The sequence below is a fragment of the Streptomyces sp. NPDC050743 genome, from assembly GCF_044456925.1.
GTDB lineage: Bacteria > Actinomycetota > Actinomycetes > Streptomycetales > Streptomycetaceae > Streptomyces.
The window spans coordinates 57,638-71,021 of the sequence record NZ_JBITGJ010000029.1; the positions used below are offsets into that span (position 1 = coordinate 57,638).

The 13,384-nt window shown below is 71.7% G+C and carries 11 protein-coding genes and 1 pseudogene; 10 read left to right on the top strand and 2 right to left on the bottom strand.

Annotated features, from left to right (window positions below):
• Positions 1-60 precede the first annotated feature (60 nt).
• Positions 61-1,218 (top strand): acyl-CoA dehydrogenase family protein, encoded by a 1,158-nt coding sequence (locus tag ACIBJF_RS25995; RefSeq protein WP_399177107.1) that lies wholly within the window; start codon positions 61-63, stop codon positions 1,216-1,218.
• Between the two features lie 163 nt (positions 1,219-1,381).
• Entirely contained in the window at positions 1,382-1,744 is a 363-nt protein-coding gene (locus ACIBJF_RS26000; protein ID WP_399177109.1) for a four-helix bundle copper-binding protein, read from the top strand.
• Between the two features lie 84 nt (positions 1,745-1,828).
• Here ACIBJF_RS26000 and ACIBJF_RS26005 read toward each other — a convergent pair whose 3' ends face one another.
• Positions 1,829-3,151: an LCP family protein gene (locus ACIBJF_RS26005; protein ID WP_399177111.1), complete on the bottom strand. Its 1,323-nt coding sequence runs from the start codon at positions 3,149-3,151 to the stop codon at positions 1,829-1,831.
• A gap of 119 nt (positions 3,152-3,270) precedes the next feature.
• Between ACIBJF_RS26005 and ACIBJF_RS26010 the strand changes: the two genes are divergently transcribed.
• Positions 3,271-3,831, top strand: coding sequence for an acyl-CoA thioesterase (locus ACIBJF_RS26010; RefSeq protein ID WP_399177112.1), 561 nt, complete (start codon positions 3,271-3,273; stop codon positions 3,829-3,831).
• 88 nt (positions 3,832-3,919) lie between these two features.
• Positions 3,920-5,599, top strand: a complete 1,680-nt coding sequence (locus tag ACIBJF_RS26015) for an LCP family protein (RefSeq protein WP_399177115.1) — start codon at positions 3,920-3,922, stop codon at positions 5,597-5,599.
• A gap of 1 nt (position 5,600) precedes the next feature.
• On the opposite strand, the gene ACIBJF_RS26020 is transcribed toward ACIBJF_RS26015, so the two are convergent.
• Entirely contained in the window at positions 5,601-6,977 is a 1,377-nt protein-coding gene (locus ACIBJF_RS26020; RefSeq protein WP_399177116.1) for an LCP family protein, read from the bottom strand.
• A 252-nt stretch (positions 6,978-7,229) separates the two neighbouring features.
• Between ACIBJF_RS26020 and ACIBJF_RS26025 the strand changes: the two genes are divergently transcribed.
• The 6 genes and pseudogenes from ACIBJF_RS26025 to ACIBJF_RS26050 all read left to right on the top strand — a co-directional run bounded on the left by ACIBJF_RS26025 (position 7,230) and on the right by ACIBJF_RS26050 (position 13,369).
• Positions 7,230-8,258, top strand: coding sequence for a glycosyltransferase family 2 protein (locus ACIBJF_RS26025; RefSeq protein WP_399177118.1), 1,029 nt, complete (start codon positions 7,230-7,232; stop codon positions 8,256-8,258).
• A gap of 269 nt (positions 8,259-8,527) precedes the next feature.
• On the top strand, positions 8,528-9,841 hold the full coding sequence (locus ACIBJF_RS26030; RefSeq protein WP_399177120.1) for an efflux RND transporter periplasmic adaptor subunit: 1,314 nt from the start codon (positions 8,528-8,530) through the stop codon (positions 9,839-9,841).
• Positions 9,838-10,530, top strand: a complete 693-nt coding sequence (locus ACIBJF_RS26035; protein WP_399177121.1) for an ABC transporter ATP-binding protein — start codon at positions 9,838-9,840, stop codon at positions 10,528-10,530. Before ACIBJF_RS26030 ends, ACIBJF_RS26035 begins: the two co-directional genes overlap by 4 nt.
• Before the next feature lie 212 nt (positions 10,531-10,742).
• Positions 10,743-11,920, top strand: a pseudogene (locus tag ACIBJF_RS26040) (ABC transporter permease).
• Between the two features lie 86 nt (positions 11,921-12,006).
• Positions 12,007-12,888, top strand: coding sequence for a hypothetical protein (locus ACIBJF_RS26045; protein ID WP_399177123.1), 882 nt, complete (start codon positions 12,007-12,009; stop codon positions 12,886-12,888).
• A 64-nt stretch (positions 12,889-12,952) separates the two neighbouring features.
• Positions 12,953-13,369: a hypothetical protein gene (locus tag ACIBJF_RS26050; RefSeq protein WP_356311624.1), complete on the top strand. Its 417-nt coding sequence runs from the start codon at positions 12,953-12,955 to the stop codon at positions 13,367-13,369.
• The last annotated feature ends 15 nt before the right edge of the window (positions 13,370-13,384 follow it).

The following is a 13,384-nucleotide window of genomic DNA, read 5'->3' on the forward strand; positions in this document are numbered from 1 at the left end:
TTTGAGTTACTTAACGGTAATTAGCATCAGTATCACTGCGTCTTTGGAGCGTGAGAGACCGTGGCCGGAACGGCTGACTTCGACCTGTACCGCCCGTCCGAGGAGCACGACATGCTCCGGGACGCCGTCCGCTCCCTGGTCGAGGCGAAGATCGCGCCGTACGCCGCGGCGGTGGACGAGGAGGCCCGCTTCCCCCAGGAGGCCCTCGACGCCCTCGTGGCGGGCGACCTGCACGCGGTGCACGTGCCCGAGGAGTACGGCGGCGCCGGCGCCGACGCGCTCGCCACGGTCATCGTGATCGAGGAGGTCGCCCGCGCCTGCGTCTCCTCCTCCCTCATCCCCGCCGTGAACAAGCTCGGCTCCCTGCCGGTGATCCTCTCCGGCGGCGAGGAGCTGAAGAAGAAGTACCTGACCCCGCTCGCCAAGGGCGAGGCGATGTTCTCGTACTGCCTGTCGGAGCCGGAGGCGGGCTCGGACGCGGCCGGCATGAAGACCAAGGCGGTCCGCGACGGCGACCACTGGGTCCTCAACGGCGTGAAGCGCTGGATCACCAACGCGGGCGTGAGCGAGTACTACACGGTGATGGCGGTCACGGACCCGGCCAAGCGCTCCAAGGGCATCTCGGCCTTCGTCGTCGAGAAGTCGGACGAGGGCGTCTCCTTCGGCGCCCCGGAGAAGAAGCTCGGCATCAAGGGCTCCCCGACCCGCGAGGTCTACTTCGACAACGTCCGCATCCCCGCCGACCGCATGATCGGCGAGGAGGGCACCGGCTTCATGACGGCCATGAAGACCCTGGACCACACCCGCATCACCATCGCCGCCCAGGCGCTCGGCGTGGCGCAGGGCGCCTTCGACTACGCCAAGGGCTACGTCCAGGAGCGCAAGCAGTTCGGCAAGCCGATCGCCGACTTCCAGGGCATCCAGTTCATGCTCGCCGACATGTCCATGAAGATCTCGGCGGCCCGCGCCCTCACCTACCAGGCCGCCGCCGCCTCCGAGCGCGGCGACGCCGACCTCACGTACCTGGGTGCCGCCGCCAAGTGCTTCGCCTCGGACGTGGCGATGGAGGTCACCACGGACGCCGTCCAGCTCCTCGGCGGCTACGGCTACACCCGCGACTACCCGGTGGAGCGCATGATGCGCGACGCGAAGATCACCCAGATATACGAGGGCACCAACCAGGTACAGCGGATCGTCATGGCCCGCAACCTGCCGTAACGGCACGGGCCTTCGGGTCTCCTCGCAAAGGCGCCCTCCGGGGCGCCTTTGTGCTGCTCCGCCGCACCTTACGACCGGTCGGTCACATGCGGGCGGGACCGGGGCGGCGTAGGACGGAAGCACACGGGGTCCGCCCCCGGGCCCCCGCCTTTGAGGAGGACCCATGACCCAGTCCCAGATGACGCCGGCGCTCACCCAGCAGATGCAGGACTGCATCGAGGCCTGCATGAACTGCCACAGCATGTGCGAGGAGACCATGAGCTCCTGCATGCAGAAGGGCGGCCAGCAGCAGATGCAGGTCATGCGCGCCCTGATGGACTGCTCCGAGACGACCCGCGTGTGCGCCGACATGATGATGCGCCGCTCGCCCATGTCCGCCGAGATGTGCACGCTGTGCGCCAAGGTGTGCGAGATGTGCGCCGAGGCGTGTATGTCCATGCCCGACGACCAGCAGATGATGCGCTGCGCGGAGGCGTGTCGCCGCTGTTCGGAGACCTGTCGCGCGATGGCGGGCGCCGGAACGTGAGCCCCTCACGGCCGGGCAGGAAAAGGGGTCGAGGGCACCCGCGCGGGTGCCCTCGACCCCTTTTCCTGCGGTCGTCCGCTTCGGCTAGTTGCCGGAGACGGTGACCTTCTGGTCGTTGTTCAGCTCGTTCACCAGCGTCTTGACCTTCGCCTTGTCCCAGACGAGGTTGCCGCCGACGGAGCCGGAGACCGGCATGTTCATCGACGTGCCGTCACCGCCCTGGACGCCCTTCATCGCCCAGAACATCGAGCCCAGGTCCCACAGGGACATGTCCTTGTCGACGATCAGCGAGTCCAGGCCCGCACCCATCACGGGGTAGAACTTGAAGGGGTTGAGGACCGTGGACGGGGTGGCCACCTGGTGGGCCAGCGCGGAGAGGAACTTCTGCTGGTTCTTGGTGCGCTGCAGGTCGGAGGCCGCGAACGCGTGCCGGGTACGGACGAAGGCGAGGGCCTGCGCGCCGTTGAGGGTCTGCTTGCCGGCCTTGAAGTCGGCGCCCGAGTACTTGTCCTTGAAGCCCTTGTCGATGTCGATGGTGACACCGCCGACCGCGTCCACGATGTTGGCGAAGCCCTGGAAGCCGATCTCGACGTAGTGGTCGATGTGCAGACCGGTGTTGTACTCGATCGTGCGGACCAGCAGCGTCGGGCCGTCGTAGGCGTACGCCGCGTTCAGCTTGTTCTGGCCCATGGCGGGGCGGATCTTGCCGGACGTGGAGCCCCGGAAGGAGGGGATCGTGACGTTCGAGTCGCGCGGCAGCGAGATCAGCGTGTCGCCGTTGTCGCCGACGTGCAGGATCATCATCGAGTCCGTGCGCTTGCCCTGGGCGGAGCCGGTGTGCAGCTTCTTCTCGTCCGCCTTGGACATGCCCTCACGGCTGTCCGAGCCGACGATCAGGTAGTTGGTGCCGGCGCCCGACGCCGGCCGGTCGATGACCTTGGACAGGTCGACCTCGCGGCGCAGCTTGGAGTCGGCCCAGAAGTAGGTCGCGACGGATGTGACGACCAGCACGGTCGCCAGCGTGATCGCGGTCCACTTGAGCCGGCGCCGCCAGTTCGGGCGCGGCCGGTAGTGCTGGAGATCCGGGTCCGGGTCGTTGTCGTTGGGTATGAAGCCGCCGTCGCGCCGGCCGCCGCCGTACACCTGCCCGGTGTTGTAGCCGCTGTCGTAACCGGCGCCGTCGTCGTATCCCTGGCCGTCGACGTATGACGGCTGCGGCGGGATTCCGGCCCCGTACGGCGGTGCCGCCGGGCCGGGGTCGCCGTAGGAGCGCTGCCCGGGCGGTACCGCCGGGCCGCGCCGCACCTGCCGCATCACGCGGGCGGCCTCCGGCTGCGAGCCGGCACTGCCGCGTCCGTAGCGCGCGCCGCGGTTGTCGTCGGACCATCCCTCGGGCCAGTCATTCATGCGCCCCAGTGTGCAGGGCGCCGCTGTGTGGCTTACAAGGGCTGTCGGAAAATAACAGCGGCGCTGTTGCGAAGCCGACACAAATTCCGCGATGTTCGCTTCGGCATAAGGTGGACGGCATGACAGACCAGGCCACGGACGTGGAACCGGACATGGAACCGGACATACCAGGCAAGCCGACGTCCGCCTCGCGCACCACTCTCAGCCACATCATGACCCACAACGACACCAACCTGCTGGGGACGGTGCACGGCGGGGTGATCATGAAGCTGGTCGACGACGCGGCGGGCGCCGTCGCGGGCCGGCACTCCGGCGGTCCCGCCGTCACCGCGTCCATGGACGAGATGGCCTTCCTGGAGCCGGTCCGCGTCGGTGACCTGGTCCATGTGAAGGCGCAGGTGAACTGGACCGGGCGGACCTCCATGGAGGTCGGTGTCCGGGTCCTCGCCGAGCGCTGGAACGAGTCGACCCCGCCCACCCAGGTCGGCTCCGCGTACCTGGTCTTCGCGGCCGTCGACGCGGACGGCAAGCCGCGCCGGGTGCCGCCGGTGATCCCGGAGACCGACCGCGACCGCCGCCGCTACCAGGAGGCCCAGATCCGCCGCACCCACCGCCTGGCCCGCCGCCGGGAGATCCGCGAGCTGCGCGAGAAGCGGGCGGCCGAGGGCTTCGAGGACTAGCAACTCCCGTCTTTTTCAAGGGGGTTGCACGGGAGTGGGAAACGTCACGGCCGCCCTCTGTCGAGATCTGTGCGGATACTGTGATGGCGTGGACATATCAGGACCGGATCACGGTGACGACATCGACCCCGCGGACCGGTGGGTGCGCAACCCGCACACCGGCGAGTACGAGCTGCGGCCGGCCCCCTCCGCCGGGGAGCCGGCCGTGCCCGGGCCCCGGTCCACGCCGGACGCCGCGGAAGAGCGCCGGGTGCCCGGTCCGCGCCGCGCCGCGGGCCGCGACGGCGGCCGTGCCCAGCGCAGGGCCGGGAAGAGGCCCACGGGCGGGAAGTCCACCGGAAAAAGGATTCTGCTGTGGACCGGCGGCACGCTGGCCCTCGTCGTGGCCGCCGGTGCCGTCGGCGGTTACGTCTATCTGAGGCACCTCGACAGCAACATCACCACCACGGACACCGCCGGCGCCACCAGCGACTCCTTCAGCAGGGACAAGGCGTTCAACATCCTGGTGATCGGCACCGACAAACGGCAGGGCAAGGGCGACTCCGGCTACGGCGACGCCAACAGCGTCGGGCACGCGGACACCAACATCCTGCTGCACGTCTCCCAGGACCGGACGAACGCGACCGCGCTCAGCATCCCCCGGGACCTGATCACCGACGTGCCGGACTGCCCGACCAGACAGCCGGACGGCTCGCTCAAGACCGTGCCGGGCGCCCGGGGCGTCCGCTTCAACACCAGCCTCGGCCAGTTGGGCCGCGACCCCGGCTGCACGGTCCGTACCGTGGAGCGGCTCGCCGGGGGCATGAGGATCGACCACTTCATGATGGCCGACTTCAACGCCGTGAAGACGCTGACCACGGCCGTCGACGGCGTCGACGTCTGCCTGGCGCACCCCGTGAAGGACGAGAAGTCGCATCTGGACCTGCCCGCCGGACCGGCGAAGATCGAGGGCGAGCAGGCGCTGGCCTTCGTCCGCACCCGGTACAGCTGGGGCAACCGCGGCGACCTCGACCGCATCAAGGTCCAGCAGCAGTTCCTCGGGTCCCTGTTCCGCAAGATGAAGTCCGACTCCACGCTCACCAGCCCGGGCAGACTGCTGGACCTGGCGGAGACGGCGACCAAGGCGCTCACGGTGGACAAGGGCATCGGGCACATCACCACGCTCAAGGACGTGGCCCTGGAGCTGAAGAAGGTGCCGCCGAAGAACATCACCTTCCTCACCCTGCCGGTCCGGGACAACCCCGCCGACGGCCCGGTCCACAAGACGGTCGTCGTGCAGGAGGAGCCCGCCCGGCAGGTCTTCTCCATGATCGGGAACGACACCTCCTTCACGGAGGTGAAGCAGAAGCAGAAGGCGCGGGAGGCCGCCCGGATCAAGGGCCCGCGCTCGGCGCCCGGCGACGTCCGGGTCGTCCTCTACAACGCCGGGGCCCCCGCCGGCTCCGCCCAGACGACCCTGGCCTGGCTGCAGACCGAGAAGGGCGTGACCAAGTCCGGCCAGCGCGGCAACACCGGCACGCACCAGCCGAAGACCATCCTGGAGTACGCCCCCGCCCAGGCCGGTCAGGCGCGCGAGCTGGCCGACCTCATGGGGCTGCCGGCCTCCGCGCTGAAACCGGGCGGGAGCGAGACCGACGACCAGGGGCTCCCGGCGGTCGTGCTGCGGCTCGGCGCCGACTTCCGGGGCGCGGGCGTCCCCCTGACCGGCCCGGCCGAGCCGCCGGCCGTCCCGACACACACGGCCGACCAGGTCAAGTGCGCCTCGTGAGCTAGCTGCTGGAGCACACGACCTCGTTGCCGCGGACGGGGGCCTGCTGGGGCTGCGCCGGGTCCTCGTAGCTGACCTTGTGCACGTCCTTGAAGTCCGCCCCGGCGACCACCTTCAGCAGCGGGCCCTGGCCCGGTACGGCGCGCAGCTCGGCGCCCGGCAGGGCGGCCGCCAGCGCACGGGCCGAGCGGTCCCAGCGGGGGTCGTAGGAGATGACGGTGCGTGGCACGTGCCCGGCGGCCGTCACCGGCAGGTGCGTCGTGGCGAAGCCGGTCCCCGCGAGCGCCGCGTCGACGCGTTTGGCGAGGCCGACGGCGCCGGTGCCGTTCGCCACCTGGACCCGGATCTGCCGGGGATCCACGTCGACGGGCGCCGGAGGCCGCACACGGGGCTGTGCGCGCTGCGGCTGGTCCACGGTGAGCGGCTTGTCGTCGCGCAGGGCCGTGAAGAGCCGGTCCGCCTTGGTCTGGTCCCACTTCAGGGTCGAGCCGAGGCCCTTGACGGCGTAGTTGATCTGCCCGATGGGCACGGTGGTGAACTCGGAGGAGGAGGGGGAGAAGTTCCGCATGGCCCGGCCGAGGTCGAGCAGCTCGTCGGTGCCGAAGCCCTCGTCGGCGCGGACCGAGCCGAGCACCGCGCGGGTCACGTCCCGGAACCGCATCGGGTTCAGCAGCACCCCGGAGGAGGTGGCCCGCTCGATCAGCGCGGCCAGGAACCGCTGCTGCCGCTTCATCCGGCCGAGGTCGCTGGCCCCGTCCACGTGCCGGGCCCGCACGTACTGCAGGGCCTGCCCGCCGTTGAGCAGGTGCGTGCCGGGGGTGAGGTCGAGGCCGGTGAAGGAGTCCTTGAGCGGGGTCGTGGTGCAGACGTTCACCCCGCCGAGCACGTCCACGGTCTTCATGAAGCTGGTGAAGTCGACCTCCAGATAGTGGTCGATCTTCAGATGGGTCATGTTCTCGACCGTGCGGATGGTCAGCTGGGGACCGCCCTCGGCGTAGGCCGCGTTGAGCTTGACCGGGTGCGGCGGCCGCTCCTGCCCGGAGTCGGTGTGCGCGGGGACCTCGGCGTAGGAGTCGCGCGGCAGGCTCACCACGGTGGCCCGCTCCCGGTTCTCCGAGACGTGCACGATCATCATCGTGTCGGTGCAGTGGCAGGGCGCCCCGCCCAGCCGGTACCTCCGCCGCTCCTGCTCGCTGATCTTGTCGCGGCCGTCGGTGCCGACCAGCAGGATGTTCGTGCCGTGGCCCGCGAGCGGCCGGTTCTTCATGTCCTTGAAGGCGTCGACCCGCGCGATCCCCGCGTCCAGGCTGCTGATCACCGCGTGCCCGATCCCGGCGGAGGCGAGCACCACGACGGACAGCGTGCTCAGCGCCCGCATGGCCCACCGGGGTCGCCTGGGCGGCCGTACGGAGCGCACGGGCCGCTCGGGCGGGCGCGGCACCCGGCGGGGCGGCTGCGGTCGGCGCTGCGGTCGCGCGGGGGACCGGGGCGGGCTGGCCAAAGGGGAGCACCTCCGGACGAGGCCGTACGTGGGATCCGTGAGCACGGTAGGCCGATACGATCTCCAGCCCGGGCCCGAGCCCTGGCGGCGCGCACCGGTGTCCCCCGTTCGCGGTAACGTGAGCCCCCTATGAACGCCAAGCCCGACGTGCGACACCCCGCCGTATCTGTGATCATGCCCGTCCTCAACGAGGAGCGGCATCTGCGCGGGGCCGTCCAAGCGATCCTCGCGCAGGAGTACGCCGGCGAGATGGAGGTCGTGATCGCCCTCGGTCCGTCCACGGACCGCACGGACGAGATCGCCGCCGAGCTGGTCCGTGACGACCCGCGCGTGCACACCGTCCCCAATCCGACCGGCCGTACCCCCGCCGCGCTGAACGCGGCGATCAAGGCCTCCCGGCACCCGATCGTGGTCCGCGTCGACGGCCACGGCATGCTCTCGCCGAACTACATAGCCACCGCGGTCCGCCTCCTGGAGGAGACCGGCGCGATGAACGTCGGCGGCATCATGCACGCCGAGGGCGAGACCGACTGGGAGCACGCGGTCGCCGCCGCGATGACCTCGAAGATCGGGGTCGGCAACGCCGCCTTCCACACCGGCGGCGAGGCCGGGCCCGCCGAGACGGTCTACCTCGGGGTGTTCCGCCGCGAGGCGCTGGAGCAGCAGGGCGGCTACAACGAGGAGTTCATCCGCGCCCAGGACTGGGAGCTGAACTTCCGGATCAGGGAGGCGGGCGGGCTCATCTGGTTCTCGCCGGAGCTCAAGGTCTCCTACCGCCCCCGGCCCTCCGTCCGGGCCCTCGCCAAGCAGTACAAGGACTACGGCCGCTGGCGGCACGTCGTGGCCCGCTACCACTCCGGGTCCATCAACCTGCGCTACCTCGCCCCGCCCACCGCTCTGTGCGCGATTGCGGCCGGGATCGTCGTCGGCGCGGCGCTCAGCCCGTGGGCCCTCGTCGTCCCCGGCGGCTATCTGGCGGCGATCGCCGCGGGCTCGGTCCCGGCGGGCAAGGGGCTGCCGCTGAAGGCCCGGCTGCAGATCCCGGTGGCCCTGGCCACCATGCACATGTCGTGGGGCTGGGGCTTTCTGACCAGCCCGAAGTCGCTGGCGCGCAAGGTCATCGCATCGCGGAGGCCCGCGGTCCTCGCCTCGCGCTGACCCACGGCGCTCCCGCCGAGTCGTCCGGCAGGGCCCCTCCCGCACCGGGGAGGGGCCCTGTCTTTTGCTTGCGCAACCGCCCCTTGTTTGCTGCGCGTTGACCCTCTTGACCGGCCAACGGGACTCCCGGTGAAGGTTCTTGACAGTTTCGGTTCATTAATGATCAGCTGTCTCCCGACTGTGGAGTAACTGTGGGCCTTCTGACCAAAGGCTCGCGGTATGGGGGATCTGGGGGACTCTTGTCCGTCTCGGGGGAGAAGTCTGCGCTGTTGCGGCGCAAGCGCTTGCTGGGCGGTCTGGCCGGCGGTTCCGTGCTGCTCGCCGCCACCGCGCTGTGGACCTCCGCGTATGTGAAGTCGCCCGCGCAGGCCGCCGCCGACGCCCGGCCGCCCGCGGCCGACGTGCTCACCGCCCCGGTCGAGCGGCGCGTGCTCTCCGACACGGTCGTCACCCGGGGCACCGTCTCCGCGTCGCAGAGCGTGGACATCGCCGCCGCCGAGGGCGGGCTCAAGCCCGTCGTCACCAAGGTGATGGTGCGCTCCGGGCAGACCTTCCCGGCCGGCCGCGTCCTCCTCGAGGTCTCCGGCCGCCCCCTGTTCGCCCTGCGCGGCAGCCTGCCCGTCTACCGCGACCTCAGGCCCGGCGCGCACGGTGACGACATCCGCCAACTCCAGGGCACCCTGCGCGAGTTGGGGCACCCCACCGGGACCGACCGGCCGGGCGTGTTCGGGCCCGGCACCAAGCGCGCGGTCGCCGCGCTCTACGAGGCGATCGGCTACGAGCCGGTCACCACCGACGGCTCCGCCGCCGACACCGCCCGTGGCGACGTCAAGCGGGCCCAGCGCGAACTCGACCGCCTCATCGGCAAGGGCGCGAGCGCCGAGGACATCGGCTTCGCCCGCTCCGACCTGGCCGACGCCAAGTCCGCCCTGGCGAAGGCGGAGTCGGTCTCCGGGCCGATGGTGCCCGCCTCCGAGGTCGTCTTCCTCTCCGGCTTCCCCGCCCGCGTCGAGAGCCTCGGGGCCAAGGTCGGCGCCGAGGCGGGCGAGAAGCTCGCCACCGTCTCCGCCGGCCGGCTGGTGGTGAGCGGCTCGCTCAGCCTGCAGGACAAGGGCCTGGTCCACCCCGGACAGAAGGTCCGCGTCTACTCCGAGGTCACCGGCGACGAACTCACCGGCACGGTGGCCAGCGTCGCGGACGCGCCCACCACCTCCGGCTCCGACGCCGACGGGCAGGACGGCGGACAGGACGGCGGGCAGGGCGGCGAGGGGTACGCCGTCACGGTCACGCCGGGCTCGCCGCTGCCGGCTCGCCTCGCCGGCCAGGACGTACGGCTGACCATCGAGGCCGCCTCCCCCGGGCACAAGGTCCTCGTCGTCCCCGTCTCGGCGATCTCGGCCGGCGCCGACTCGCGCACCACCGTCACGGTCCTCGACCGCTCGGGCACCCGCCGCCGCATCGAGGTGCGCACCGGCACCTCCGGCGACGGCTACACCGCGGTGACCCCGGTCGGCGGCGCCCGCCTCCTCGCCGGGGACAAGGTCGTGGTCGGTGTCGCACAGGGCTCCGGGGCGGCCCGGTGAGCACCCTCGCCGCTCCCGTCGTGGAGTTCCGCGGTGTCGGTCTCACCTACCCGGGCCCGCCGCCCGTACCGGCCCTGCGGCCCGGTGACGTGACGATCCGGCGGGGCGAGTACGTCACCGTCGTCGGGCCCTCCGGCTCCGGCAAGTCGACCTTCCTCAACATCGCCGGGCTGCTGGACGCGCCGACCAGCGGACGGTACTTCCTCGACGGCGTGGACACCGGTGGGCTCGGCGACGCCGACCGCACCGCGCTGCGCGGCCGGCGCATCGGGTTCGTGTTCCAGAGCTTCCATCTGCTGCCCCACCGGTCGGCCACCGAGAACGTGATGCTGGCCATGGTCTACAACACCGGACCGCGCACGGACCGCCGTACCCGGGCCCGTGAGGCGCTCGCCCGGGTGGGCCTCGCGCATCGCGCCGACGCGCTGCCGACCCGGCTCTCCGGCGGCGAGCGGCAGCGCGTCGCCATCGCCCGCGCGCTCGTCACCCGTCCTTCGCTGCTGCTGTGCGACGAGCCGACCGGCAACCTGGACACGGCGACGGCCGGGTCCGTCCTGGGTCTGCTGGACGATCTCCACCGCGACGGCATGACCCTCGTCGTGATCACCCACGACCCGGGCGTCGCGGCGCGCGGCCGGCGCACGCTGACGATCAGGGACGGCGTCCTCGCCGAACGGACGGCGGCATGAACCGCCCGGCCCCCCGCCCCGGCACGGGAGCCCCCGGCGGCCCCGACGCCGGCCTCCCCGACCCCGGCACGCCCGGCTCCGGTCTGCCCGGCGCCCGGCCGGCGCGCCCCCGGCTGCCCGGGGTGCTCCGGTGGCCGGTGTGGCGGCGGCCCGCGGCGGTGCGGCCCGTCGAGAGGTCGCGGCTCAGTGCGCGGGACGTGTGCGCCGAGGCCATGGCCGGGATTCTGCAGCGGCCGGCGCGGTCCGCGCTGACCGCGCTGGGGACCGTGCTCGGCGTCGGGACGTTCGTCGCCGTGCTCGGGCTCACCGCCACCGCCTCCTCGCAGATCGACTCGCGCTTCAACGCCCTGTCCGCGACGGAGGTCACCGTCGAGGACACCGGCGGCGACCAGCCCGACCTGCTGACCGACGCCTTCCCGGCCGACGCCGACCGGCGCATCGAGGCGCTGCACGGCGTCCGGCACGCGGGGGTCTACTGGCCCGTGCGGCTGCGGGCCGACGAACTCGTCGCCGCCGTACCCCCGGCTCGGCCGCGGAACCGGCGACGGGCGAGCGGACCCAGGTGATCGCGGCCTCGCCCGGCGTCCTCGCGGCGGCCCAGCCGCATCTGGCGCAGGGACGGATCTTCGACGCCTTCCACGACCGGCGGGGCGAGAACGTCGCCGTGATCGGCTCCGGACTGGCCGCGCGGCTCGGGATCACCACCCTGGAGACCCAGCCCGCCGTCTTCGTCGGCGGCCGCCCCTTCACCGTCATCGGCATCGTCGACGACGTGCGGCGCAAGGCGGACCTGCTGCTGTCCGTCGTCGTGCCCCGCACCACGGCCCAGCGGATCTGGGGCGGCCCGGACGGCGGGCGGCGGGCCGAGATGCTCGTCTCGACCGACCTGGGCGCCGCCCGGCAGGTCGCCGGCGAGGCACCCCTCGCGCTCAATCCGGCGCACCCCGACCTGTTCCGGGCCGTGCCGCCGCCCGACCCGCGCGCCCTGCGCGGCGACGTCACCTCCGACCTCGACCAGCTGTTCATGCTGCTGGCCGGCATCTGCCTGGTGATCGGTGCGGTCGGCATCGCCAACACCACGCTGGTCGCGGTGCTGGAGCGCACCGGCGAGATCGGGCTGCGCCGCGCGCTGGGCGCCCGGGGCCGGCACATCACGGCGCAGTTCCTGGCCGAGTCGGGCGCCCTGGGCGCGCTGGGCGGCCTGGTGGGCACCAGCCTCGGCACGGTGACGGTGGTCGGCATGGCCGTCGTACGCGACTGGACACCCGTGATCGCCCCGCTGACGGTCGTCGCCGCGCCCGCGATCGGCCTGGCCACGGGACTTCTCGCCGGCCTGTACCCCGCCTGGCGCGCGAGCCGCGTCCAGCCGGCGGAAGCGCTGCGCCGGTGACCGGCCCGGCCGGGTGCGGCCCGCGCCACCCCGAAGACAGTGCCCCGCACCACCCCGAAGACGTCGTGGGATCACGAGGAAGACGCATGCGAAAGAAAACGACCGCCGTCCTGTTCGCCGCCGCGCTGCTGCTCACGGGGTGCTCCGGTGCGGGCGGCGACCACGGCGGGGCGCGGGCGTCCGCCGCCCCGGACAGTTCCCTCGCCCCGAAGTCCTCCAGCCTGACGGCGGACCTGGCCCTGCCGGTCGAGGGCTACATCTTCTCCGAGTCCGAGATGGGCCTGCTCACCCACGCGATGAACGACCTGGCCCGCGACTGCATGAAGGCCAAGGGCTTCGACTACCGCCCCGACGAGACCGACACCCCCGACATCGGCGTCATGGACCGCCGGTACGGCATCGCCAACTCCTACACGGCGGCCACCTACGGCTACCACTTCCCGACGCCCAGGACCGGCCGGGCCAACGTCCGGTCGCTGGGCGAGGCGGGCCGCATCGCGCTGAGCGGCAAGCCGCGTGCCGACGGACGGCTGGACCCGGACGGCGGGTGCGTCGGCGAGGCCAAGCGGCGGCTCGCCGGGGACAGGGGCACCTTCGGCCCCGACGAGATCGCGCGCCGGATCAACCTGGACAGCTACGTCCGCAGCCAGAAGGACCCCCGGGTGCTGGCCGTCTTCCGCGCCTGGTCCTCGTGCATGGCGGACAGGGGCTACCGCTACGCCTCGCCCATGGACGCGATCGACGACCCGAGGTTCGGCAAGGCCCGGACCGACCCCGCAGAGATTTCGACGGCCCGCGCGGACGTCGAATGCAAGAAGAAGACCCGGCTCGTCCGCACCTGGTTCGACGTCGAGTCCGCGATGCAGCAGACGGAGATCGACAAGAACGCCGAGACGTTGGCCCGGATCAAGCGGCACAAGGAGGACCAGCTCAAGCGTGCCGCCGCCGAGGCCGGTCGGTCCCGGTGACCGTACCGCTGCGTCACCACCCCGGTTCACCCATCAGTTCACCACCAGAAGGGACCAACCCCCCATGCGCCTTCGCAGCTCCGCCGTCGCCGTCGCGATGGCCGCCGCCGGCACCTTCGGCATGCTGGCCTCCGCCGCGCCCGCCCAGGCCGACAGCATCCCGGACAACCTGTGCGGCGGTGTCATCGATGTCGACTACTGCCTCTGGTACAACTCGAACCAGAAGGGCGGCTGGACGGCCACCTACGAGAACATCTCCAACTGGGCCGGCTGGAACTTCTCCGACGGCGGCCAGGGCACCAACGGCGTGAACACCCCGGTGAAGAACAACGCCGCGTCCTACGCCAACAGCCGCACCGACAAGACCGGTGTGTCGTACTACAACTCCAACTACGCCGGCGCCTCGGACGTGGCCCCGCCGCGTGACCTGGGCAACCTCGTCAAGACGTACAACAACAACGCCTCCTTCCGCTGGCGCTGACGCGCCACCTCACCC

Coding starts and splice junctions, on each gene's coding strand:
- ACIBJF_RS26010 (WP_399177112.1), top strand. CDS start 3,271: ATGACAGACCAGGCCACGGACGTGGAACCGGACATGGAACCGGACATA.
- ACIBJF_RS26045 (WP_399177123.1), top strand. CDS start 12,007: ATGCGAAAGAAAACGACCGCCGTCCTGTTCGCCGCCGCGCTGCTGCTC.
- ACIBJF_RS26050 (WP_356311624.1), top strand. CDS start 12,953: ATGCGCCTTCGCAGCTCCGCCGTCGCCGTCGCGATGGCCGCCGCCGGC.
- ACIBJF_RS26025 (WP_399177118.1), top strand. CDS start 7,230: ATGAACGCCAAGCCCGACGTGCGACACCCCGCCGTATCTGTGATCATG.
- ACIBJF_RS26020 (WP_399177116.1), bottom strand. CDS start 6,977: ATGCGGGCGCTGAGCACGCTGTCCGTCGTGGTGCTCGCCTCCGCCGGG.
- ACIBJF_RS26000 (WP_399177109.1), top strand. CDS start 1,382: ATGACCCAGTCCCAGATGACGCCGGCGCTCACCCAGCAGATGCAGGAC.
- ACIBJF_RS26005 (WP_399177111.1), bottom strand. CDS start 3,151: ATGAATGACTGGCCCGAGGGATGGTCCGACGACAACCGCGGCGCGCGC.